The sequence below is a fragment of the Epilithonimonas hominis genome, from assembly GCF_003730015.1.
Lineage (GTDB): Bacteria > Bacteroidota > Bacteroidia > Flavobacteriales > Weeksellaceae > Epilithonimonas > Epilithonimonas hominis.
Genome location: NZ_RJTU01000029.1, coordinates 1 through 25087, shown reverse-complemented (window position 1 = coordinate 25087; position 25087 = coordinate 1). Strand labels below are relative to the sequence as shown.

The following is a 25087-nucleotide window of genomic DNA, read 5'->3' as shown; positions in this document are numbered from 1 at the left end:
TTTTAAAGTTTTATAAGTCTTGATTTTTAAAGGTTTGTTACAAAAAAAGTGAAGGTTTTAGCTTCACTATATATTTATTTTCCTAAAATTTTTATTACGTTTTCAGGATTACCTTTTGAGGGTAAAAATAATAAGATTTCAACAGAATCAGTTTGAATATCAAAATATACTTTCACTTGCTTCTTTCCTAACAAAGCAAATCGTAGTTTGCTATCAGAATCTACTGTAGGATAAGAAATGATTTTATCATTCAATGATTGTTTAAATTTCTTCAAATCTGTCTTGAATAGTTTTAATTCTTTCTGAGTCCAGCGATAATTCAAAAAATCAGTTATTTCTTGAAGACTTTTAATAGCATCTTTTGAAAAAACTATTTTCATTTTTTTTATTTAAAAATAGAATCAATTAATTCATCTGAAAACTCTTCATATTCGCCATTTTTAATTTGATTTCTGCTCTGTTCAATTAATTGTTTAAACTCATCAGAATTTTCAATTTCTTCCCAAGAATAAGTTTTATCATCTTCAGAAATCTCAACATTCTTAACTCCTTTTATCTGAGACAAAAGTTTTTTAATGAAAGGAACATCTGCATATTCGTCTAAACTGATTTTAATTTCCATAATTTCAGGATTTTAATCAAAGTTAATGAATTTATTACTAAAAATCATATCGCCACAGGCGCTTTAATTCCCGGATGCGGATCATAATTTTCCAACGTAAAATCCTCAAAATCAAAATCAAAAATATCTTTGATTTCAGGATTCATTTTCATAGTCGGTAAAGGTCTTGTTTCTCTTGAAAGCTGTTTCTGAACCTGCTCAAAATGATTATTATAAATATGAACATCACCAAAAGTGTGAACATAATCGCCAACTTCCAATCCTGTAACCTGCGCAACCATCATCAATAAAAGAGCATAACTCGCAATATTGAAAGGAACTCCCAAGAAAACATCTGCACTTCTCTGATACAATTGAAGCGACAATTTTCCATCAGCTACATAAAACTGAAATAAAGCGTGACAAGGAGCCAAAGCCATATTGGGGATTTCTGCGGCGTTCCAAGCAGAAACAATTAATCTTCTTGAATCCGGATTTTTTTTGATTTGTTCAATCACTTCGGAAAGTTGGTCAACCACTTTTCCGTCGGCTCCGCTCCAGCTTCTCCATTGGGCACCATAAACAGGACCTAAATCTCCATTTTCATCTGCCCATTCGTCCCAAATTGAAACACCGTTATCTTTCAGATATTTGATATTTGTTTCGCCTTTGATAAACCAAAGCAATTCGTAAATAATAGATTTCAAATGAACTTTTTTTGTCGTTACCAAAGGAAAACCTTTCGACAAATCGTAACGTAATTGGTAGCCAAAAACACTACGTGTTCCCGTTCCTGTTCGGTCGGTTTTATCGGTTCCGTTATCTAAAATATGCTGAAGTAAATCAAGGTAGTTTTGCATTTTGAAAGCTAATAATTGGATTACAAAATAAAGAATTTTTAATTGAAATTTTCTTAATTCAGAAAATAAAAAGCGACAAAAATAATTGGTACTTCTATAAAATCTCTCGGTTTGTCTATTAGGTTTGATATTATTTTCTATATGAGACAACTTTGTTCCCGTAAAACAGACGAACAATGCAAAAATATCTCATCATAACGCTTTTCATCGGAATCCTTGCTCCGGCTCAAAAAGTATGAACGCTTGAGGATTGTCTAGATTACGCTGTAGAAAACAACATCACCGTAAAAAAAACGGTTTTGGACAAGACGACTGCTTCCCTGAATTATCAAAAGCAGAAAAATAACAAACTCGCAACAATCTACGGTTCTTCATCGCTTGGTTTGACGAATGGTTCCAGTATCGACCCGATTACGAGTTCATTTGTGAATCAGAATGTTTTGTCAAATAGTTTCGGGTTGAGTGGAAATATGACGATTTATCAAGGAAATAAATTGAATCTTCAAATCGAACAGAATAAAATGATTCTCGACCAGTCTTCATTATATCAAAAACAGGCTGAAAACAGTATCGTTCTGAATGTTCTGAATGCTTATCTCCAATCGCTATATTATTATGAAGGAATTGAAAGCGCAAAATATACGGCAAGTTCTTCCGCTCAGGAATTGAAACTGACTCAAACTAAATTTAAAAATGGAGCGATTTCAAAATTAGATTTAGCGGATGTTGAAACTCAGGATGCGCAGAATCAATATACGGTTGTGAACAGTGAAAATCTTTACAATCAGCAGGTTTTAAAATTGAAACAATTATTAGAACTCGACCCAAGTGTTGATTTTCAAATTGAAAAGATAAAACTGACCGATTTAATGGAATCAATTCCTGATAAACAACAAGTTTTTGCTCAAGCCATAGAAAATCTGCCTGATTTGAAAATTTATGATTCTCAAAATGAAATTCTTGCAAAAGCACTTGAAATCACAAAAGCAGGTTACAAACCGACACTTTCTGCAACGGCCGGCTTGAACACAGGTTTTACGAGCACTCAGGATTATAGTTATTTAAATAAAATCAAGAATAATTTCAATAAATCAGTTGGTTTATCTCTGAACATTCCGATTTTCTCGAAAAAACAGAATGATACGAATGTCAAACTAGCTCAAATCGATATCGAACAGAATAAACTCGATAAAATAAGTGCAAGCAAAACCTTGTATTCATCCATTGAAACAGCTGGGCAGAATGCGATTGCCAATCAAGCTCAGCAAAAATCATCGAAAGTGGCGAGAGACAATGCAAAACTAGCTTATGATTTAGCCAGTAAAAAATATGAATTCGGAGGTTTGACACCAAAGGAATTGGCTGTAAGCAGAAACACTTATTTGACGAATGAGCAAACGTATCTTCAGTCAAAATATATGGCATTTTTGTACACTCAGTTACTGAATTTTTATCAGGGGAAAACAATAACTGCTAATTAATAAATTAACAAGAATCAATTTGTTGCCCCAACTCTAAAGGGAGCAAATTGATTTTATTCCACCCTTTAGGGTCGGGGAAAGAATAAAATCAAAAATATCAAGATTATGAATCCAAAATATAAAAAATACTTCAAAAATTCCATTATTGTTCTTGTTGCTGCAATTGTCGTATTCTTTGGATACAAATATTTTACGACAGAGAAAAAAGCGAGTATCGCCGTTCAGACCGTGAAATTATCCAAACAGAATGTCACAACTTCTGTTACCGCAACCGGAACAGTAGAACCGGTAGACCAGGTTGATGTCGGAACGCAGGTTTCAGGAATTATCAATCACATTTATGCAGATTACAATTCTCCCGTGAAAAAAGGTCAGCTTTTGGCAGAATTGGACAAAACCAATCTTCAGGAATCTGTGAACAATGCTTTAGCTCAATATAATGCATCGCTGAACGAGCTGAATTATTACCAACAGAATTACAATCGTCAAAACAATATGTATAAATCCGGAGTAATTAGCAAAGCAGATTACGAACAGGCGGCTTATCAGGTTAAAAATTCTCAGGAAACGGTAAGTCAGAGAAAAACAGCTTTGGCGCAAGCGAGAACCAATTTGAGTTATGCTAATATTTATGCTCCGATTGACGGAATTATCCTAAGTAGAGAAGTGGAAGAAGGACAAACGGTCGCCGCTACTATGACAACTCCGACATTATTCACGATTGCAAAAGACATCACAAAAATGCAGGTGGAAGCGAATGTAGATGAAGCCGATATTGGCGGTGTTGAAGTTAGTCAGCGAGTGAGTTTCACAGTTGATGCTTATCCACAGGAAGAATTCAGCGGTCGTGTTCGTCAGGTTCGTTTGTCGGCCACTACAGAATCGAATGTTGTGACTTACACGGTAATCATCGATGCAGACAATCCCGAACAGAAATTGAAACCAGGATTAACAGCAACTATTACGATTTTCACTCAGGAATTAAAAGATATCGATACAGTTCCCGCTTCGGCAATTGCTTTCAGTCCAGATACGGAAACTTTGCAGAAATATTATCAACAAAACCAAATCACGGCCAAAATTCCTGAAATCAAAACCGGAAAAAACAAAGAAAAATACATTTGAATTAAAAATAATGACCGAAGTCTTTCCCAGAAATTAATCACAGTCGGAATCAATGACGGAATCAACATCCAAGTAAAAAGCGGATTAACCGGAAACGAACAAATCGTAACCTCACTTGAGGAACAAACAGAACCAGTTGCAAAATCAGAATCTGACGGAAGCAGCCCATTTATGCCGAAAAGACCAAATAATAACAACAAAAAATCAAGTTCAAACCAAGGTCCACCGAATTAATTGTGTTGAGAGTTTTCGGTTGATAGTTGATAGAACTTCAAACCTCAAATCTCAACCTTAAATTAAACCAACAACCATCAACTGTAAACCAACAACTACAATGAAACCCATCATCAAAATAGAAAACCTGAAACGCGAATTTAAAATGGGCGACGAAATCGTTCACGCTTTGAAAGGCATTGATTTGACTATCAACGAAGGCGAATTTGTGACGATTATGGGAACCAGCGGTTCGGGAAAATCAACATTCCTTAATGTTTTAGGATGTCTCGACCAGCCAACTTCTGGGACTTATGAACTGGACGGCGTTTTGGTCAAAGATTTAAACAAAAATCAACTGGCGGAAATCAGGAATACCAAAATTGGATTCATATTTCAGTCCTACAATTTATTGGCTAGAACCAGCGCTCTGGAAAACGTAGAGTTGCCTTTGCTCTACAATTCCAAAGTGTCGGCGGAAGAGAGAAGGGAGCGCGCTGTGAAAGCCTTAAAACAAGTTGGTCTGGAGAGCAGAATGGGATACGTTCCGAGTCAGCTTTCAGGCGGACAACAACAGAGAGTTGCAATTGCGAGAGCTTTGGTCAATCATCTAATCATTCTTTTGGCAGACGAGACAACAGGAAATCTCGACACCAGAACTTCCTACGAAGTGATGAATCTTTTTCAGGAGCTCAACGACCAAGGAATCACGATTGGATTTGTAACGCACGAGGATCATTATATTTTATCTCAATTATTTTATCATTGTCAAATGGTTTTTTGAGGATAAAAAACTGTGGTTTTTCGCATCCAATTTTTTGTTATTGATTTTGCTAATTTTTGTCAAAGGTCAGATTTTCGAATTACTCGAACCAGACCGACCAAAAATGCTAGGAAAACGTCCACCAGAAGCTTTGCGGTACTTTTTCGATTTCCTGATTTATCTGATTCCTGTTGCGTTTTCGATTGCTATTAATGCGAGTAAAAAAATGCAGAAAGCAGAAGAAATGAAAATCGAAGCCGATAATATGAAGTTACAGTCTGAACTTCAACACTTGAAATATCAGTTACAACCGCATTTTTTCTTCAATGCGCTTAATAATATCTATTCTTTGATTGATTTTGATTCCGAGAAAGCAAAACAAAGTGTTCACAGTTTGAGCAAATTGATGCGACATCTTTTGTACAAAACCGATGTTGATAAAATCAGTCTTTCGGAAGAAATCGATTTTCTGAATAAATACATTGATTTGATGTCATTAAGGTTGAATGACAAAACAAAAGTTTATACTAATTTTCCAACAAAAATTCCAAGTTTGGAAGTTGCGCCGTTGTTATTTATTTCGATTGTTGAAAATGCCTTTAAACACGGCGTTTCAGCAACGCAACATTCGGATATTAGTTTTAAAATGGAAGTTTTTGAAGACGAAATTCAGTTCACCGCTTCCAATTCCAATTTTCCAAAAACGGATACGGACAAAAGCGGTTCGGGAATTGGCGTCGAAAATCTGAAAAAAAGACTTAACTTGCTTTATCCCGACAAACACGAGTTCCATTCTTGGCTGAACGATGAAATGTACATCGCGGAAGTGAAATTGAAAACGAATTAAAATTTTAATTTTAAAAATCACTATCTTTGAGTAAGTTATAAACAATGCTACAATCATCTAAACTTCATCCAGATTTTTCTAAAATCCCAAGGTTTCTTTTTTGGGACACAAATTTTGATGAAATTGATTGGAAGAACAAATATGTAGCTGTCATCAAACGTGTTTTTGAACGTGGCGACGAAGAAGCGAAGATTGAGATTGAAAAATTCTACGGTAAAGAGTTGATAAAAAGTGTTTTGGATTCCAAATCAACCAAGCCAATGCATCTTCATATCAATAAATAATGTTGTATTATTCTACTGTATCGCCCGATTTAAAATCTGTCCTCAAAATTGTAATGGATTCTGATATTCTGAAACCGTTTCGTTTGGTTGGAGGAACTTCTCTTTCGTTGCAACTCGGTCATCGCATTTCCATTGATATAGACCTTTTTACGGATTCAGATTATGGAAGTCTTAATTTTGAAGACATAGAAACGTTTCTTAAATCTAAATTTTCTTTCATCGTATTTTCTTCGGAACTTACTTCTTTTGGTAAATCTTATTTTATAGGAAGTAGTGAAAATAATGCAGTAAAGCTTGATGTTTTCTACTCAGACCCTTTTATTGATGATGAATTATTGATTGATAATTTTCGTTTGGCAAGTTTGAAAGATATAACAGCAATGAAAATAGAAGTTATACAAAATGGAGGTCGGAAAAAAGATTTTTGGGATTTGCACGAGCTTTTAAACTATTTTTCCTTAGAAGAAATGTTGGCTTTTCACAAGATTCGTTATCCATTTAGTCACGATTCGGATTTGATTATTAAAAATTTCACCAATTTTCAAATAGCTGATGAAGATTTTGAAGTTTTATGTCTGAAAGGAAAACACTGGGAAGTAATAAAATCTGATTTTGAAAATCTCATAAAAAAATTCACAAATAAATAAAAAAAAAATAACCTGCCTAATTGCCGACGACGAACCAATGGCTTTAAAATTAATAGAAAGTTACGTTCTGAAAACACATTTTCTGGAACTGAAAGCCAAATGCAACAGCGCCATAGAAGCAATGCAGGTTTTGGAAGAGAAAGAAATCACATCGTAATCGGAAAAGAACAAATTGCCATTGCTCCCAATTATAAAGATTCACTAATGGAATATATTGGTGGGAAAAGTTTATAATTACTGAATATCTACAATTTTCTGACTCATTTTATTCAGAGAAAAAACATCACCTTTTTGTTTTCCGTTCATTGCTTTTGCCAAAGGGGATTCGGGAGAAATGCAAATGATTTTTTGATGTTCAAAACTCAATTCGCCTAAAGAAACGGAGATGAAAAACAATCCTCGTTCTGTTTTTACAATCGCTCCTTTTTCAGCTTTATCAGAAGGTTTTACGAGAATAGTTTTCAGAAAATCCTGCTGTTTCAAAACTTCATTCAACTGAACTTGTAGGTTGTTGATTTCCTGTTGGAGCATCTCTCTTCCTGTTTCGTATTTATCTCCCATCGAGCTTTTGGTGTCGTTGTTGGAAGCACGGGTTTCCGCAATCAGCTTTTCGAAAGTTTGGATTTTTTCGTAGAGTTTTTGATTGATTAGTTTAATTAATTCTGTTTTATTCATATCAAACCATATTTAATCCCAATTTCTCTGCTTCAGCAATCACAAAATCTCTAGCTTCTATTTTATCATTTTTGATTTCGCCTTCCAGAATGGCTTCCTTCACTTTTTCTTTCAGAATTCCGATTTCTCTTCCGGGTTTCAGATTGAACATTACCATAATCTCTTCTCCGGAAATAGGTGGTTGGAAATTACGAACCTGATCCTTTTCCTCTACTTCTTTTATTTTTTGTGCAACATATTCAAAATTCTTTTTGAAACGAGCTTGCTTTGAATAATTTTTGGTTGTTATATCAGATTTACAAAGCGTGAAAAGGTCTTCCAAGTCTTCACCGGAATCAAAAAGTAACCTTCTGAGTGCGGAGTCCGAAGCATCATCCGTAATCAAAGCAATTGGACGGGCGTGCATTCTTACCAGTTTTTCGACATATTTCTGTTCTTGCCCAAGCGGAAGTTTCAGCCTTTTGAAAATCGATTTTATCATTTTAGAACCTACAAATTCGTGACCGTGAAAAGTCCAGCCGATTCCTTCGACATATTTTTTGGTTGGCGCTTTTCCAATATCGTGAAGCAAAGCCGACCAACGCAACCAAAGTTTATCTGTACTTTCAGAAATATTATCAACCACTTGCAACGTGTGATAAAAATTGTCTTTATGCGTTTGTCCGTCGATATCTTCAATGCCTTTCAATGCCGTCAATTCCGGAAGAATATAATCGAGTAGGGAAGTTTCTTCTAATAATTTCAAACCTTTTGAAGGTCTGTCGGAAAGCATTATTTTATTAAACTCCACCATAATGCGCTCCATTGAAACGATTTTCATTCGCTCGGCTTCTTCTTTAATGGCTTTCAAAGAATGTTCTTCGATTTCGAAATCCAAAGTTGTTGCAAAACGAATTGCTCTCATCATTCTCAATGGGTCATCGGAATAGGTTTGATGAGGTTCCAACGGTGTTCTCAGAATTTTATTAGATAAATCCTGCATTCCACCAAAAGGGTCAATCAATTCTCCGAAATTATCTTTGTTGAGAGAAATTGCCATAGCGTTGATGGTAAAATCTCTGCGTTTTTGGTCATCTTCAATCGTCCCGATTTCTACAGACGGCTTTCTGGAATCCTCGCTGTAGCTTTCTTTTCTGGCGCCCACAAATTCCAGTTCCAGGTCTTTGTATTTGAACATCGCTGTTCCATAAGTTTTGAAAACCGCGACTTTTGTTTTCGGATCGATTTCTTTGGCGATGCTTTCTGCCAATTCTATTCCGCTGGATTCTGTGACGAAATCAATATCTGTTGGGGCTTTTCTTTGCATCAGCAAATCTCTTACGAATCCACCAACAGCGTAAACGGATTGTCCGTTTCTGTCGGCGACTTCAGAAATGATTTTGAAAAGTTTGAGGTTTTTATTTTGGTTGAGATTGATGAACATTAAAACTGATAAGTACTGAAATTGAATTTAAAATATTGCAACCACATAGGTACATAGTTGTCTTTTAATTTAAAAGGAAAAATAGAAGTTATTAATTGCGTTTGTAATTTGATACTAAGATTTCTATGTGGCTATGTGGTTTGAAAAACTTTTGATAGAATAATAAACTCTTTCATAGTTTGCTAATCATCCGCAAAGATAAGTTTTTTCGAAATTTTGTCTTAGGTATTAAAAATATCAAATTCAATTTTTTATGAATTTTAAGACTTTTTGTCTTTTGATTTTATTTTAATTATTGAAAATCAGACATTTTGCTACGAAAATATGAGCGGTATTCTTTTTGAGATTAGAGTAAATACAAAAAGTAGTTTTTTTTCATAGTTTATTTTCCGGCGGATGGTCTTGCAAAAGGTCATCCGCCGGTTTTTTTATTCTCTTAGGATTTTGATTTGGTTGTTGTTCCAGACTTTGATAACAGACGAACCGGAAAATTCCGAAACTTTATCCTGATTGTCTTCTACTATATAATCAACCGAATTTTTGATTTCCTCAGAGATATCACTGAATTTCATAGGTGATTTTTGTCCACTCAAATTAGCTGAGGTTGAAACCAAAGGTTTATTGAGTTTCGAAATCAATTTTTTACAGTAGTCATTTTTTACAATTCTGATTCCGACACTTCCGTCTTCTGCCAATAATTCTTTGGGAAGATTCTTCGGATTTTCATAAACTATGGTCACCGGTTTCTCGCTGAGGTCGATGATTTGCCAAGCCATTTCCGGTACGTCCACCAAATCCTGCAGTCTTTTTTCGGACTCCACTAATATAATAAGAGACTTGTTTTGCTCTCTTTTTTTGATGTCAAATATTTTTTTGATGGCCTCCGGATTGGTCGCATCACAACCGATTCCCCATATGGTATCTGTAGGGTAAAGTATCGTTCCGCCAGATTGTAATATTTCTAGTGCTTGTGTAAAATCCATTTTGAGTGTCGATTTTGGGAATTTTCTAATGTTAATTGTTAATTAAAACTGTAAAACCTTGATATCAGAGGGTTTGTCTATTTTTAATGATTTTTACATATAAAATTATCTATTGCAAATTTAACAAATAATGAACAGATTTTTAAAAAGTATTAACCTGTTAAACTTCATTTAACATAATATGATTTTTCTTAATAGCAAGTTAAAGAATATTTAAAAATTCCTATACATTCAGATTGCTTTTCATATCATTTCTTTGGCAACGAAGAAAAAGGAAAGAAAAAAATGAAAGCAAAAACCATAAGCATTAGTGCTTTGTTTCTTTGTATGCCAATGTCTCTTTTGTTGGCACAAAATACCCAAGATACTCTGAAGGGTGAAAAGAAAATCGACGAAGTTAAAATCATCGGAAACACTAAAAAAAGCAGCGAATCCAACATTATCGCGACTCAGAGAAAATCAGCTGAGATTATAGAAAGAGTAGGTGCAGCCCAATTATCCAAACAAGGAGTTGGTGATGTTGCTACTGCTGTTACCAAAGCTACTGGAACAGTAAAACAAGAAGGTGGTAACACTATTTCTGTACGTGGACTTTTAGACCGTTATAATGCAACTACAATGAACGGTCTGCCAATTCCGTCAGATGATCCAGAAAATAAAAACATTGATTTGTCATTACTGAAAACTGATATCATTGATTATATCTCTCTAGAAAAAGTTTTTAATCCAAGATTATTAGGTGATTTTGGTGGTGCAAATATCAATATTGTTTCTAAAGAATATTCTGGTAAGGGTTTTATTACATTGGGAATGGAGAGTGGTTATAACCTTCAAAATTCTAAAACAGATAAATTCTTATTGCAAGATGGGCCTAATTACTTTGGAACCAAAGTTCAGAAAGTTCCAGCTAATGCTCTTGCTGCTTATAACTATAAAACGAGTTGGAACTTCAAAGATGCATTTGGTCCTTCTATGACAATGCCGATTAATACAGGTTTGAATTTGCAAGCTGGTAAATCTTTCAAATTAGGTGAACAAGGTAGACTTAATACCTATGCTTATGCTGGATTCAATAATGATTTTACTTACAGAGAAGGTTCTGAAGGCCAATTTGGTAGAGAAACAATGTTTAAAGAATATAATAAAGTTCAAAAATATTCTTACACAACCAATACGACAGGAATGTTGAATTTGTTCTACAAAATAAATTCTAATCATCAATTGAAGTGGATTACAAACTACATCCATTCTACCAATCAAGAGGCTAAAATCTATGAAGGGAAAATCAGAGATTATGCAGAAGATGGCGGTGCCTACGTAAGAAGAGCGGACTATAAAGTAACTAATACATTAGTTAATCAATTAGGTGGAGATCATAAACTGACAGATAAATTCTCAATCAACTGGATAGCGGGCTACAATTATCTTAATAGCCAAAGACCTGATAGAATTACTAATACTTTAGTAAGTAATGGGGATGGTTCTTATAGTGCAACTAGAGAATCAGGACTCAACAACCGTTATTTTGATAACTTGGATGATAAGGAATATACAGGTAATCTAACGCTTAATTATAACTTGAATGATCAAGCAAAAATTGCAGCAGGTTATCAAGGACGTTTCAAAGAAAGAAAATTCTTGTCTAGACAAATGGATTTCAAATGGAGAAATGATGTTTCTGACCCTATTAGAATAACAGATCCAAATAATGTTGATGCTATTTTCAATTCTTATAATTATGCAAAAGGTTTTTTTGACATTACAAGTAGTTTTGGGCTTTCAACAGAATTACAACCTATAATTTATAATGGTAATCAGGATGTTAATTCTGGGTTTGCAAATATAGATTACAAATTTTCGGATAAATTTATGGCACAGTTAGGTGTTAGATATGATCGTGTTAAACAATTCATAGAGTGGAACGTTAACTACTATACGCCAATCAACGAAATTGAAAAAGTATACAACAAATTCTTGCCTGCTTTCAATTTAAAATATTCTATAAACGATAAACAAAACATTAGGTTAGCTGCTTCCAGAACTTATACTTTACCACAGCTAAAAGAAATGGCACCTTACATCTATGTTGATGTTACAGAAACTACACAAGGTAATTACTACTTAAAACCTTCAGATAATAACAATTTAGATTTAAAATGGGAATATTTCCCAAAATCAGGTGAAGTTATTTCATTATCTGGTTTCGGAAAATACATTCAAAATCCTATTTCCAGAACACTTATCAATTCTTCGGATCAATTCTTATCTTATCTTAATGCTGGTGATTGGGCTTATGTATATGGGATAGAAGCAGAAATTAGAAAAGACATTTTCAACTTTGGTAATGGTTCAAAGCTTTACACATTCATCAACGCAACCTATATGAATTCTAAAGCAGAATTAGATGCAGATAAGGTGGCAAAAGATACCTATAATCCACTTTCAGGAAATAGTTTATTTACTGTAAGTTTTGACACCAAAGAAGATAAGTTGCAAGGTGCAGCAGATTTTGTAGGTAATGCCAATTTAGGACTTAATCATAAATGGAATAGCGGAAGCGAGTTGGATTTGGTAGCCTCTTATTCTTATGTAGGAAGTTATATATATTCAATTGGATCCTTGGGAAGTGGTAATATAGAACAGAAACCTATCAATATGTTAGATTTTACAGCCAAACTAAGATTCAAAAACAATATAGATTTTGGCATCTCTCTCAAAAACCTTCTAAATCCTGAAATCAAAAGAGTACAGCAAAATTTACTAAACTCAGAAACCTACAATTTCAAAAGAGGACAAATTATCGGAGTCAATGTAGGATACAAATTTTAATATAAATCAATCTATAAAAATAAATCGAAATGAAAAAGTTTTTTTCAAGTGCAATTATTATCTGCACATTATCTTTAACGACAGTTACAGTTTTCAATTCTTGTTCGTCTGACGATGATACAGAAGTTGTTCCTAACCCAAGCAATGTAAATATCGACCCAAACAATTTCAAAGTTGCTCTTAACTCAGGAGATAAATTGGTTCTTGATGCTACAAAAACTTACACAATGACAGGTGCTGTTATCGTAAATAATGGAGCTGAATTGACTATCCCTGCAGGAACTAAAATCAATTGTGTTGGTGGAACATCTACATACGTTGCTGTAGCACAAGGAGGTAAAATTTATATCAACGGTACAGCTTCTAGTCCGGTAGTTTTCTCTTCTACAACTGCTAAAAAAGCAGATTGGGGTGGTATCGTAATCTGTGGGAAAGCACCGATTAATGCTAGTGCTACAGCAGGTGGATCTGCAACATCAGAAGTTGCAAATTTAACATACGGAGGTGCAATTGCAGATGATGATAGTGGAGTTATTACTTATACACAAATAAGATATGCTGGTGCGAGATTCAACGATACTAAAGAATATAATGGTCTTTCTTTATTTGGTGTTGGAAACAAAACAAAAATTGATGGTGTATCAGTTATAGATGGTGCAGATGATGGTATCGAGTTCTTTGGAGGAACTGTTAATGTTAGTAATATCGTTTCTGTTAATAATGATGATGACGCTTTGGACTGGACAGAAGGTTGGAATGGTACTGCTACAAACATCTTCACAAAAAGAACGTCTGCAACTGTAGGAAACAGAGGAATTGAAGCTGATAACAATTCAAAAAACAGATCTGCTTCACCATTATCAAATCCTACAATCAAGAACGCAACGTTTATTGGATATACAACTAGTGATACAGAAGGTGTAGGAACAAACATCTTCAGAGAAGGAACTAGTGCAACATTAGATAATATCGTTTTTTCAGGATGGGCTAATGCCATTACAATTCAACACGATGAGTCTATTGCTTTACTTAATGGTAAAAACAAATTTACAAATATCAAATTCGATAATGTAATTACAAAAGCTGTGACAATTGCTTCTGCATCTGGATCTACAGCACAGCCAGCTGCTGAAGGAACTTATACAGAAAATGCTAATGCAACTGGGGCAGGTAGCGGTACATCTACACCATCTTGGGCAAACGGATGGGCAGGATTGTAAAATCCTAATCTAGAAAAATTCTTTTTTCTTCATATCAATCAAAAAATTTTTTGAACCTGCAGGTCCTCTGCAGGTTTTTTATTTAATATTGGAGCTTCCGTAAGTTATATTCTTGCACCTGGAAATAATATTGTATCAGCTAATAAGTTATATTCTAGCGTCTGGAGCATTCAAAAAACAAAACATTTTCCGAAATTTGTTGCAATCAAATCATAACATCAACCAATGAACATCATCCTCGCATCCACATCCACACTTTTCGGTGGTCAATATTTAGAATATCTCAAGCCAGAACTTCAGAGTCTTTTTAATGGTATTAATGAGTTAATATTCATTCCCTTTGCAAGACCAGGCGGAATCTCCCACGAAGATTATACAGCCAAAGCAAAAGAATTTTTTGCGACAATTAATATCAATGTTAGAGGTCTTCACGATTTTGATGATAAAAAAGAAGCGATTAATTCAGGCAAAGCTTTTTTCACAGGCGGTGGCAACACATTTCTTTTAGTAAAAACGCTGCACGAATTAGGCTTAATGAATGTTTTGAAGCAAAATGTAGAATCAGGAAAACCATACCTTGGTTGTAGTGCGGGAAGCAACATCGGCGGAATCAATATGAAAACGACCAACGATATGCCCATCGTCTATCCACCAAGCTTCGATTGTATGGGATTAGTGCCGTTCAATATCAATCCACATTACCTCGACCCAAATCCAGAAATCAAAAACAACGGAGAAACAAGAGAAACCAGAATCAAAGAATTCCTGACTCAAAATGATATCAAAGTGGTTGGACTGAGAGAAGGTAACTGGATTAGAAGAATCAATGACAAAATCACTGTCGAAGGTTCAGAACTCACAAGAATCTTTGAAAAAGGAAAAGAGCCTTACGAAGTACAATCTGGAACAGAATTATAAAAAATTAATATGAAAATCCAAAAAGAAATAGATTTTATCTTGGCAGTAGATGCTTTGAAAAATGTACAGAGGAGAAATTATAACGCAGACGATTCCAGAAGAGAAAACACTGCGGAACACAGCTGGCAGATCATCATATTAGCTCAGATTCTTTTTCCTTATGCCAAAAACAATACAGAAATTAATTTGTTGAGAGTTATCAGAATGTTGTCCATTCACGACTTGGTAGAGATAGATGCTGGCGATACTTTCCTTTTCGATGAAGAAGGAATGAAAGGCAAGTTTGAAAGAGAGAAATTAGCAGCTAAAAAAATATTCGGGATTTTGGATGAACCATTGTCTTCAGAGTTTTATAATCTTTGGATAGAATTTGAAGAAGAAGAAACACCCGATGCTATTTTTGCTTGTGCTATTGATAGGATGATGCCCTTTATTCTAAATACATACACATCTGGTAAAAGCTGGACAGAAGCTGGGGTTACAGAAAAGCAGGTTAGAAATATGTTAGAAAATGCCATTTGCAGAGCTTCAGATGACATGGGAGATTGTTTCCAATTATTGATGAAAAAATGTTTTGATGAGAAAAAATTTTCTTGAAACAATACAAAAAACGCTTCCAATATTGGAAGCGTTTTGCTTATCGATAAATATTTTTGATTAATTAGTTGTGGGCATCTGCGTTGCAGGTGCCGTGTTAGCAGGAGCCTGTTTTGCAGGAGCTTCGCTTTTTACCGGAGCTGGCATTGTTGGTAAAGTTTGGGATGGTTTTCCCGTAAGAATAATGCTAAGCAAAATTAAAACTACAATGACAGTTCCCAGAGTCCAGGTTGCTTTTTCCATGAAATCATTGGTTCTCTGAACCCCAAATGTTGCAGAAGAAGCTCCTCCAAAGGTTCCGGAAAGTCCGCCTCCTTTTGGATTTTGCGCCATAATGATGATAACTAATAAAATGCTAGCGATGATAATTAGAATCATAAATAGCGTAAATATTGTGCTCATAGTATTGTCTTGATAATAAATTTTGAAGCGCAAATATAATGATTATAAATCAATAAATAAAAACTTATTTCTTAAGAAACTTCACAACATGGTTTTCGTTGATGAGAGAATTTAAATAGATGAAATTACTCATTGTTACAGTTACGGCAATATTTAATACCTTCGCTAAGTTTTTAAATTATTATTAATGAAACTAAAACATATTCTTGTTGCAACAGCAGCACCTTTTATGATGAATGCACAACAGGTAATGACACCGGAAATCATGTGGACCCTAAACCGACTTGGGGTTCAGTCCGTTTCTCCGGATCAATCTTCTTTGATTTACAAAATCAGCAAAACAGACCTTAAAACAGAAAAATCAAATTCCGAAGCTTTTTGGCTTAATGCTTCCGGACAATCAACCAAAATTGATTTGGGAAAGAAAAGTCTAATCCAATGGGATAAAAATGGAATTTATGCTTTAGAAAATAATAAAATTTTCTTGTCAAAAGACTCTGGGAAAACTTGGACAGAATTTTATGACATTGGCGAAGTTGATAATATTGTAATTTCTCCTGATGCTAAAAAAATCGCATTTAGTAAACAAGTTTTGGTAGAAAATCTTTTAGGAAAAGACAAATACAAAGACTTGCCAAAAACAACAGCTCAGATTTATACAGACCTCAACCACCGTCATTGGGATGCTTGGAACGAAGGTTCTTACAATCACGTTTTTGTGATTAATGTTTCAGAATCTGTGGATAAAGCGAAAGACTTGTTAGAAGGAAAGACGTTTGATTCACCACAGAAACCATTTGGTGGTGCAGAAGATTTCGTTTGGAGTCCGGATTCTTCGGAATTGCTTTATGTGACTAAGGCAAAATCAGGTGCCGAATATGCTCAAAGCACCAACACCGATATTTTCGCTTACAATCTGGCTTCCGGAAAAACTACGAATTTAACGGAAGGAATGATGGGTTACGATGTGAATCCTAAATTCAGTAATGACGGGAAATTCCTGCTTTGGAATTCAATGGAAAGAGAAGGTTATGAAGCGGACAAAAATGATATCGTAATTATGGATTGGAAATCCAAATCAAAAACCAATTTGACCAAAGCTTGGGACGAAAGTGTAACGGGCGATGTAAAATGGGCTTCGGATTCCAAATTAATTTATTTCACTTCAGCTTTCAGAGGAACTAAACAATTGTTCTCAGTCGATGTGAAAAACAAAACCGTAAAACAAATCACAAAAGGCGATTTCGATATCAATGATGTGGTTTTGGAGAACAAAGGCAAACTTTGGGTCACAAAAACGGATATCAATCACAATGCAGATTTGTTCGAGGTTGATGCTAAAGGTTCTTTGAAGCAGATTACTGATATCAATAAAGAGAATTACTCAAAATTAATTCCTGGAAAATCTGAACTGAAAATGGTAAAAACAACGGATGGAAAAGAAATGGGCGTTTGGTTCCATTATCCACCAAATTTTGACCCGAACAAAAAATATCCAACTTTGGTTTATTGTCAAGGAGGACCGCAATCTGCACTCACACAGTTTTTCTCCACAAGATGGAATTTCGCTTTGATGGCTGCAAACGGTTATATCGTAGTCGCACCAAATAGACGCGGAATGCCAGGCTGGGGTGTAAAATGGAACGAAGAAATCAGTGGTGATTGGGGCGGACAACCGATTAGAGATTATTTGTCAGCAACAGATTTTGCCAAAACGTTACCTTATGTTGACGGAGATAGAGTAGCGGCGGTTGGCGCAAGTTACGGTGGATATTCTGTGTTTATGTTGGCAGGTGTTCACGAGAATAGATTCAAAACATTTATTGCACACGACGGATTGTTTGATATGAAATCTTGGTATGGAACCACTGAAGAACTTTGGTTTGCTAATTGGGATTTAGGTGGAAGCTATTGGCATAAGCCGACTCCGAAAGCTTATTCCGAATTCAATCCGAGTAATTTTGTGGACAAATGGAACAAGCCAATTATGGTGATCCAGGGCGGAATAGATTTCCGTGTTCCTTATGAGCAAGGTCAGGAAGCTTTCCAAGCGGCAAAACTGAAAGGTCTTAAAACGAAATTTCTCTACTTCCCGAACGAAAACCACTGGGTTTTACATCCTCAAAACGGTTTGGTTTGGCAAAGAGAATTTTTTGATTGGCTGAAAGAAACGTTGTAGAATCAAAATCTAATAAGAAACCCTTTCAGAGTTCAAAACTCTGAAAGGGTTTTTCTTTGCGACTTTTCAAATAATATTAAAGGTTTTTTTGCGACTTTGCGATAAAAATTACTAAATTTCAACCGCCCAATCAGCTATCCAATCTTGATTCTTCTCCAATTTCAAAATCCCAAATTTCTTCGTCAATTCCTGATTATGGTTTTCCAAATCTGCAATGCCTTGCCAAGGTTCTAGGCAAACAAAATCCGCATTTTTAGCTGCCCAAATTCCGAAATAAGGAAAATTAGAGAAAGTGAAAATTACTTTATCTGTATTTTTATGATTTCTCAGAATCAATTCTCTGCTTTTCATTGTAGTCATTACCAATGCATCTTTTGAGAATAATTCATAAGACAAAGGCAACGTTTTATTTTCTAGTTCAATCGTTTCGGTTTCGTTGCTGATAAGATTATCAACTAAAGGATGGATTTCTAGTTTTTCATCATCAGAAAAAACAATTTCATAATCATTATAACTTAATCCATTTTTTGTATCAATTGCGAATCCCGGATGTGCGCCTAGTGAAAAATACATTTCCTTTTCCGATAGATTTTTGACTTGATAAGAAACCGTCAGTTTATTCTCAACCAAAGTATATTTGATTTCCAAACTGAATTCGAAAGGATAAATTTTCAAAGATTCTCCATCAGATTTTAATTCAAAAATAACTTCGTTTTCAGAAGAATTTTTGATTTCAAAAACGCGTCTTCTTGCAAAACCGTGGCGAGGCAATTCATAAGTTTTACCTTCAAAAATATATTGTTCATTTTTCAAAGCGCCGACAGTTGGAAAAAGAACAGGACTTTGTCCGCCCCAGAAATCAGGATTGCCTTCCCACATTATTTCTTTTCCGTTTTCTAGATTGATAAGAGATGTTAATTCTGCTCCTAATTCTTTAAAAGTAGCTTTTAGTTTATTATTTTGAATTGTTATCATTTTTATAATTTATGTTGATACAAATATCAATATTAATCTTCAAATTTTACGCTGATATCTAATCTCTAAAATCTAACATTTAATTTTTATATAATAAATTCCTAAATTGCCGTTTAATAAGCAATAATGAAAGGTCTTAATTTTCTGAAACGCATCAATAGCTGGGTCGTATATTTTATAATGACTGCTATAGTCTTTGGAATTTCAGTTTCATCTTTCCTGATGATAGATCAATTGCGTAAACAGGAGATTCAGAAAATCAATCTGATTGCGACAGCGCTAAAGGCTTACACAGACGACGAAATTTCTGCCGATCCGAAAATCCAAGAGTTGTATCTTGCTGTGATGCAGGATAATACCAATCTTCCGATAGTAGTAACAGACAAAAAGAAAAATCCGATTTTCCAAGCTAATATTCCTCCGAATATAGAACAAGACTCTATAAAGCTGAAAAACCTGATCAGCAAAATGGAGAATTCTTATGAGCCTTTCGTTGTAGAACTGCCGTCCGGTCAAAATCAGTATATATATTATGATAACTCAGATTTGCTGAATTATTTTCGCTATTATCCATACATTTTAGCCTTGTTCATCGGCGCCTATTTGCTTTTTTCTTTTTGGTTTCTGAGAACACTTAAAAAAACCGACGAAGGTTTCGTTTGGGCTGGTCTTGCAAAAGAAACCGCACATCAGATTGGAACGCCCTTGTCATCAATGATTGGTTGGGTAGAAATTATGAAGCTGGAAGATGAAAATAGTTTAGGCGTAAAAGAACTGGAGATGGACGTCAATCGTCTCAAAACCATTTCCGAACGTTTTTCTAAAATAGGTTCCATTCCCGAACTGACGGATCTTGATATCAATACAACAATTCAGCAAAACTTTGATTACCTAAAAAAAAGAATTTCAACAAAGGTCAATTTTATGTTGAGAAAAACATACGAGCCGGTTTTGGTGCCACACAGCCGGATTCTGATGAGCTGGGTGATTGAAAATCTCGTAAAAAATGCAGTAGATGCAATGAAAGGCGAAGGGAAACTGGAATTGTCACTTTATAAAAAGAACAAAAATGTCTATATTGACGTGACCGATACAGGTTGCGGAATGACCAAACAACAAATCCGAAATGCTTTCAAACCTGGATTTTCTACCAAAAAACGGGGTTGGGGTTTAGGATTATCTTTGACGAAAAGAGTAGTGTCGGAATATCATAATGGCGAAGTTCGAATTGCAAGTTCCGAGCTTGGAAAAGGAACGACTTTTAGGATTATTTTGAAGGAAGAGCAGAAATAATCTTCTAATTAATTTTATGATTTGGGCAGCTTAATCCGCCTTCCGCTCCCAAACCTTTAGGTTCGACGAAGTCAATCTTTTCACTTCACTTCGTTGCGTAAAAAGGATTTCCGCTCAAGCCGGGCTGCGTGTAATTAAATTCTTAATAAAAAGTTATTCAAAAGCTTGATTTCAAAATCCATATCTTTGCAAAATGAATAAGACCACTTTTGCAGATTTCGATTTACCGGAAAAGATTCTTGATGTTCTAGCCGATTTAGATTTATTTGAACCGACTCCGATTCAGGAAAAAAGTTTGAAACCGATTCTTTCAGGTCGTGATGTGATGGGAATTGCACAGACCGGAACCGGAAAAACTTTGGCTTATCTGCTTCCTGTTCTCAAAACTTGGAAATATAACAAAACGGGAAATCCAACGGTTTTGGTTCTCGTTCCGACAAGAGAATTGGTAGTTCAGGTGACAGAAGTTCTTGAAAAACTGACGGAAAATATCACTGCAAGAGTTATCGGCGTTTATGGTGGAAAGAATATCAATACGCAGAAATTGCTGTTCAATGAAGGATGCGACATTTTGGTTGGAACGCCTGGTCGTGTAATGGATTTGTCGATTGATAATGCGATTTCTCTAAGAGAAGTTAATAAATTAATCATTGATGAATTCGACGAAATGCTGAATCTAGGTTTCCGTCCGCAACTGACTCATATTTTCGAAATGATGAAAGAGAAAAGGCAAAACATTCTTTTCTCAGCAACGATGACCGAAGCTCTAGACGAAATCCTAAATGAATATTTCGCTTCTCCAATCGAGATTTCCTTGGCAAGGTCAGGAACACCTTTGGAAAAAATTGCGCAATCTGCGATTCCTGTAGATAATTTCAATACCAAATTGAACTTATTAATTCATCTTCTTAAAACCGAAGATAATCTTGAGAAAATCTTGATTTTCGCTAATAATAAAAAACACGCGGATTTAATTTTTGATAAATTAAATGTTGAGTTTCCGGATGAGTTTGGAGTCATTCATTCCAATAAATCTCAGAATTTCAGATTAAGAGTAATGCAGGAATTCAGTAATGAAGAATTGCGTGGCGTGATTACCACAGATATTATGGCGAGAGGTTTGGATATTCCGGATATTTCGCACGTTTTCAACTTCGAAGTTCCAGAAGTTCCGGAGCAATACATCCATAGAATCGGTAGAACCGGTCGTGCAGACAAGGACGGAATTGCAGTGACCTTCTACACCAAAAAAGAAGAAGCACAACTTCTGGACATCGAACTCTTGATGGACAAAGAAATTGCAAAATCTACTTTTCCAGAAGAAGTAACCATTTCGAAAGTCAAAATTGCTTCTGAGCAGGACGAAGTGAAAATGAAATTCCTCACTACAGCCAAACTCAACGAAGGCGAATCTGCTTTCCACGAGAAAAAAGACAAGAACAAGAAAATCAATCTTGGCGGACCAAGCAAGCGAAAAGCACCGAAGAAGTTTGGTGCGAACAGAGCTCAGCAGAAAGCAAAATCTAAAGCTAAGAGAAAGAAATAAAGAAAGAGATTCCAATTTTGGAATCTCTTTCTTTTATTAGAAATTTTGTCGTTCTATAATTTGACCCAAGTGAATAGTGAAGTCTTTTTTTAATTCAATTTTTTTACTTCAATTATTAAACGTTTTGCACCTTTATGATAACCTTCTTGAAGTATCGCAGTCTTGTAATTTTTATAACTTAAGATTTTTCCTGTTTTGTCTCGATTACAAAGCCTAGATTTGTAAAAATCTGTTCCATCCCTATATTCTTCAGTCTTTTCCCCAATTTCAATTGCTTTAAACCAAATACTTTGCATTACTAAGTAAAGAGGTTTTTTCTGTTCCTTAGTTTCAACTTCAATTAGTTTATTTTTGATTTTTATTTCTGAAACTGAATCATCTCCTTTTGGATTTGAAAAGCTTAATTTCCTTTTTGTGTGAATTCTAATCATTTGATATTAATTTTCCTACAAATAAAATGAAAATTAATTTGATATCGAAATCAACTTCTAATCCACTTCCAAATCTCCTTCAAAGTCGCTTTATTTCCATACATCAGAATCCCAACTCTATATATTTTTGCAGCAATAAAAACCATCAGTAGAGTAGAAGCAATCAAAAGGAAAATCGATAACAAAATCTCCCAAAGCGGAACACCGAACGGAATTCTCGCAATCATCGCAACTGGCGAAGTAAATGGAATAATCGACAGCCAAAAAGCCATCGGTCCATCTGGATTATTCATAATAGTAAAACTTCCGTAAAGTCCCAGCATTAATGGAACAATAGCAAACATTGTGAACTGTTGAGTCTCGGTTTCATTATCAACTGCACTTCCAATCGCTGCGTACATCGAGCTGTAAAAGATATAGCCGAACAAAAAGAAGAACACAAAAACCCCGATGATTCCTACATAATTCATATCCAAAAGAATATGAGAAATTTCTGTCGCCATCTGCTGGATGTCCAAATTTTTCATCGCTTCCTCTTGTCCGGCGGGCAAATTTTTCTGCATCGCAGAGAAACCTGTATTTAGGAATATTGCTGCGGTTACCGTCATCGCAATCCAAACGATAAACTGTGTCAGAGCCACCAAAGTCACACCCAAGATTTTTCCCATCATCAGTTCAAATGGTTTTACAGACGAGATGATAATTTCCACAACACGGTTGTTTTTCTCTTCCAAAACACTTCGCATCACACGAACACCGTAAATAATGATGAACATAAAAACCACATACATCAACCCAAAACTCAACGCGGTTTTGATGCCGAAAGCCATATCACTTTCTGGTCGGTCACTTTCCGTTACATTTTGAGAAATGATCTTGAAGCTTTTATCAAGATTCACGATTCTGTCTTCGGAGATTCCGAGCATTTTGATTTTCTCTTTTTTCAAAATATTGCTTAGGTCAGAAGAAATAGAAACTTTCGTGTCAACACCAATTTTCTTATTAGTCAGTAATTTTGTTCCACTTTCCAAAGCATCAAAATTCTTGTCTTTCAGTTCCGGAATGATGAGGATTCCGTCCGAGCCTTTCAGTTCTTTCAGGTTTTTAACCAAAGCATTTTCCGTATTAGTTGGCACAAAAGTGTAAGTGATATCTTTCGTTGATTTCAATTGACCAGCAAAAATCCCGCTTTTGTCAACCACTTCAAACTTGTATTCTGCTTCGTTGGCTTTAAACATAAAACCAATCAGAGCGCCAAAACCAATAATCATAAGCGGCGCCAAAAGTGTCAGGATAATAAAAGATTTTTTCTTAACCTGCGTCAGGAATTCTCTTTTCGTTATGAGGAATATATTTTTCATTTATTGTAAAAAGTAAACTGTATTAAGTAAAAAGTATTTTGATTTTCTTCGTTTCCCCAACCGTAAAGGGAGCGAAGAAAATCAATCCTCCATTTGAAGAAAATCAATTCTCCCTTTAGGGTCGGGGAAAAAATTGATTTTATGACTTCACTGCATTAATGAAGACCTCATTCATACTCGGGATTTTCTCGTTGAAGGTTCGTATCGTTCCCGTTTTCAGAAGGTCTTGAAGCAGAACATTTTGATTCTCTGTATTTTTCAACTCAAAATTGAAAAGACCATTTGCCGTTCCCAGATTTTCGATTTGATATTTTCTCGTCAGTTCCTCCAGATTTTCAGAATTCACATCCGATAGAACCACAGAGAAAACATTTTGTTTAAACTGTTCTCGAACATCAAAAACTTTCCCGTCCAGAACTTTTTTAGAATTATTAATCAATGCTACAAAATCACACATTTCCTCCACACTTTCCATTCGGTGTGTTGACAGGATGATTGTCGTTCCCTCATTTTTCAATCGGATGATTTGGTCTTTAATAAGATTCGCATTCACAGGGTCAAAACCCGAAAAAGGCTCATCCAGAATCAATAATTTCGGACGATGCAGAACCGTTACCACAAACTGAATTTTCTGCGCCATCCCTTTGGAAAGTTCACTCAGTTTTTTCTTCCACCATTGGTCGATATTCAGTTGCTCGAACCAGAATTTCGCTTGCGAAAGCGCTTCTTGTCGGGACATTCCTTTCAGTTCACCAAAATATAAAAGTTGGTCGCCCACCGTCATATTCTTGTAAAGACCGCGTTCTTCCGGCATATAACCAATGTTTTTGATATGTTCCGGATTCAGTTTTTCGCCATCAATCCAAACATTTCCTTCATCCGCTTGAGTGATTTGATTAATGATTCGGATAAACGATGTTTTTCCAGCGCCATTCGGACCCAAAAGCCCATAGATACTCGCAGTTGGGACTTCAATCGAAAAGTCCTGCAGCGCAATTTTCTTCCCGGTGTTGTATGTTTTTTTGATATTTTCTGCTTTCAGCATACAGATTTTTTTAATTTTTTTTAGGAGCAACAAAATTGGTCCTTCGGTTCACTATTCCAACCCGCTGTCCGCTATATCTTTTTTTGCAAAAAAGGATGCCGCTACCATCGGGGCTATGTTGAGGTTTCGTCTTTCTTTTCAACGATTTTTTAAACCTCACAAAATTAGTTTAAAAAAGACAAAAATGTTACAGAATACGAAATTCAAAATATGATATTAATTCTTTGATGAGCGCCAACGTCTTTATATCATAGTTTATTATTTTTAAAGGAATCTATGAATTTATGATTCGTTAACCTTAAAAATGTTTTCAATAATTTCAAAAATCTTTGCGGACTTTGCGTTCAAAATTCCAAAGTCGAATTTAAAATCATTGTTGTCCGATAAAA

24 protein-coding genes and 1 pseudogene are annotated in these 25087 nt (G+C 35.2%); 14 read left to right on the top strand and 11 right to left on the bottom strand.

What is annotated here, in order from left to right:
• Nucleotides 1-74 precede the first annotated feature (74 nt).
• Genes EGH73_RS04190 through EGH73_RS04180 form a run of 3 tightly spaced genes read right to left on the bottom strand, consistent with a single transcriptional unit; the run spans nt 75 to nt 1461 of the window.
• Complete coding sequence (locus tag EGH73_RS04190) at nt 75-380, bottom strand: hypothetical protein (RefSeq protein ID WP_123280825.1); 306 nt, start codon at nt 378-380, stop codon at nt 75-77.
• Nucleotides 381-385: 5 nt separating this feature from the next.
• The gene (locus EGH73_RS04185; protein ID WP_089770515.1) at nt 386-622 is read right to left on the bottom strand and encodes a hypothetical protein; all 237 of its coding nucleotides are present in this window, start codon (nt 620-622) and stop codon (nt 386-388) included.
• Nucleotides 623-666: 44 nt separating this feature from the next.
• The gene (locus EGH73_RS04180) at nt 667-1461 is read right to left on the bottom strand and encodes a thymidylate synthase (RefSeq protein WP_123280848.1); all 795 of its coding nucleotides are present in this window, start codon (nt 1459-1461) and stop codon (nt 667-669) included.
• A 254-nt stretch (nt 1462-1715) separates the two neighbouring features.
• Here EGH73_RS04180 and EGH73_RS14330 point away from each other — a divergent pair.
• From EGH73_RS14330 to EGH73_RS04150, 7 genes and pseudogenes are all read left to right on the top strand, one after another.
• Nucleotides 1716-2264, top strand: a pseudogene (locus EGH73_RS14330) (TolC family protein); the annotation flags it as partial.
• A gap of 66 nt (nt 2265-2330) precedes the next feature.
• Complete coding sequence (locus EGH73_RS14325) at nt 2331-2942, top strand: TolC family protein (RefSeq protein WP_317124638.1); 612 nt, start codon at nt 2331-2333, stop codon at nt 2940-2942.
• Nucleotides 2943-3047: 105 nt separating this feature from the next.
• Entirely contained in the window at nt 3048-4067 is a 1020-nt protein-coding gene (locus EGH73_RS04170; RefSeq protein WP_245985410.1) for an efflux RND transporter periplasmic adaptor subunit, read from the top strand.
• 334 nt (nt 4068-4401) lie between these two features.
• Complete coding sequence (locus tag EGH73_RS04165; RefSeq protein WP_123280824.1) at nt 4402-5064, top strand: ABC transporter ATP-binding protein; 663 nt, start codon at nt 4402-4404, stop codon at nt 5062-5064.
• A 40-nt stretch (nt 5065-5104) separates the two neighbouring features.
• Nucleotides 5105-5890 (top strand): sensor histidine kinase, encoded by a 786-nt coding sequence (locus EGH73_RS04160; RefSeq protein ID WP_123280823.1) that lies wholly within the window; start codon nt 5105-5107, stop codon nt 5888-5890.
• A 44-nt stretch (nt 5891-5934) separates the two neighbouring features.
• Nucleotides 5935-6174: a DUF6922 domain-containing protein gene (locus tag EGH73_RS04155; RefSeq protein WP_123280822.1), complete on the top strand. Its 240-nt coding sequence runs from the start codon at nt 5935-5937 to the stop codon at nt 6172-6174.
• A 53-nt stretch (nt 6175-6227) separates the two neighbouring features.
• The gene (locus tag EGH73_RS04150; RefSeq protein WP_245985409.1) at nt 6228-6821 is read left to right on the top strand and encodes a nucleotidyl transferase AbiEii/AbiGii toxin family protein; all 594 of its coding nucleotides are present in this window, start codon (nt 6228-6230) and stop codon (nt 6819-6821) included.
• A 234-nt stretch (nt 6822-7055) separates the two neighbouring features.
• On the opposite strand, the gene EGH73_RS04145 is transcribed toward EGH73_RS04150, so the two are convergent.
• From EGH73_RS04145 to EGH73_RS04135, 3 genes are all read right to left on the bottom strand, one after another.
• Entirely contained in the window at nt 7056-7496 is a 441-nt protein-coding gene (locus EGH73_RS04145; RefSeq protein ID WP_123280820.1) for a GreA/GreB family elongation factor, read from the bottom strand.
• Between the two features lies 1 nt (nt 7497).
• On the bottom strand, nt 7498-8919 hold the full coding sequence (locus EGH73_RS04140) for a CCA tRNA nucleotidyltransferase (RefSeq protein ID WP_123280819.1): 1422 nt from the start codon (nt 8917-8919) through the stop codon (nt 7498-7500).
• Between the two features lie 428 nt (nt 8920-9347).
• On the bottom strand, nt 9348-9902 hold the full coding sequence (locus tag EGH73_RS04135; protein WP_123280818.1) for an L-threonylcarbamoyladenylate synthase: 555 nt from the start codon (nt 9900-9902) through the stop codon (nt 9348-9350).
• Between the two features lie 285 nt (nt 9903-10187).
• On the opposite strand from EGH73_RS04135, the gene EGH73_RS04130 reads away from it, so the two are divergent.
• The 4 genes from EGH73_RS04130 to EGH73_RS04115 all read left to right on the top strand — a co-directional run bounded on the left by EGH73_RS04130 (nt 10188) and on the right by EGH73_RS04115 (nt 15466).
• A complete protein-coding gene (locus EGH73_RS04130) occupies nt 10188-12731 on the top strand; it encodes a TonB-dependent receptor domain-containing protein (RefSeq protein ID WP_123280817.1) in 2544 nt (847 codons plus the stop codon).
• A 29-nt stretch (nt 12732-12760) separates the two neighbouring features.
• Nucleotides 12761-13951 carry a hypothetical protein gene (locus EGH73_RS04125; RefSeq protein WP_123280816.1) on the top strand — a complete coding sequence of 397 codons (1191 nt, stop codon included), beginning with the start codon at nt 12761-12763 and terminating at the stop codon, nt 13949-13951.
• A 225-nt stretch (nt 13952-14176) separates the two neighbouring features.
• Entirely contained in the window at nt 14177-14869 is a 693-nt protein-coding gene (gene pepE / locus EGH73_RS04120; protein WP_123280815.1) for a dipeptidase PepE, read from the top strand.
• A 9-nt stretch (nt 14870-14878) separates the two neighbouring features.
• Complete coding sequence (locus EGH73_RS04115) at nt 14879-15466, top strand: HD domain-containing protein (RefSeq protein WP_123280814.1); 588 nt, start codon at nt 14879-14881, stop codon at nt 15464-15466.
• Nucleotides 15467-15526: 60 nt separating this feature from the next.
• On the opposite strand, the gene secG is transcribed toward EGH73_RS04115, so the two are convergent.
• On the bottom strand, nt 15527-15868 hold the full coding sequence (gene secG / locus EGH73_RS04110; RefSeq protein WP_123280813.1) for a preprotein translocase subunit SecG: 342 nt from the start codon (nt 15866-15868) through the stop codon (nt 15527-15529).
• Nucleotides 15869-16055: 187 nt separating this feature from the next.
• Here secG and EGH73_RS04105 point away from each other — a divergent pair, with 187 nt between their 5' ends.
• Nucleotides 16056-18047 (top strand): S9 family peptidase, encoded by a 1992-nt coding sequence (locus tag EGH73_RS04105; protein WP_123280812.1) that lies wholly within the window; start codon nt 16056-16058, stop codon nt 18045-18047.
• A 111-nt stretch (nt 18048-18158) separates the two neighbouring features.
• Here EGH73_RS04105 and EGH73_RS04100 read toward each other — a convergent pair whose 3' ends face one another.
• Nucleotides 18159-19022 (bottom strand): aldose 1-epimerase family protein, encoded by an 864-nt coding sequence (locus EGH73_RS04100; protein WP_123280811.1) that lies wholly within the window; start codon nt 19020-19022, stop codon nt 18159-18161.
• Between the two features lie 126 nt (nt 19023-19148).
• On the opposite strand from EGH73_RS04100, the gene EGH73_RS04095 reads away from it, so the two are divergent.
• Together EGH73_RS04095 and EGH73_RS04090 are read left to right on the top strand one after the other, a co-directional pair.
• Nucleotides 19149-20315 (top strand): sensor histidine kinase, encoded by a 1167-nt coding sequence (locus EGH73_RS04095; RefSeq protein WP_123280810.1) that lies wholly within the window; start codon nt 19149-19151, stop codon nt 20313-20315.
• 193 nt (nt 20316-20508) lie between these two features.
• Nucleotides 20509-21861 (top strand): DEAD/DEAH box helicase, encoded by a 1353-nt coding sequence (locus EGH73_RS04090; RefSeq protein WP_123280809.1) that lies wholly within the window; start codon nt 20509-20511, stop codon nt 21859-21861.
• A gap of 89 nt (nt 21862-21950) precedes the next feature.
• On the opposite strand, the gene EGH73_RS04085 is transcribed toward EGH73_RS04090, so the two are convergent.
• From EGH73_RS04085 to EGH73_RS04075, 3 genes are all read right to left on the bottom strand, one after another.
• Nucleotides 21951-22292 (bottom strand): hypothetical protein, encoded by a 342-nt coding sequence (locus tag EGH73_RS04085; protein WP_089770284.1) that lies wholly within the window; start codon nt 22290-22292, stop codon nt 21951-21953.
• Nucleotides 22293-22342: 50 nt separating this feature from the next.
• On the bottom strand, nt 22343-23653 hold the full coding sequence (locus tag EGH73_RS04080; RefSeq protein ID WP_123280808.1) for an ABC transporter permease: 1311 nt from the start codon (nt 23651-23653) through the stop codon (nt 22343-22345).
• Nucleotides 23654-23792: 139 nt separating this feature from the next.
• A complete protein-coding gene (locus tag EGH73_RS04075; protein WP_123280807.1) occupies nt 23793-24698 on the bottom strand; it encodes an ABC transporter ATP-binding protein in 906 nt (301 codons plus the stop codon).
• Nucleotides 24699-25087 lie beyond the last annotated feature (389 nt).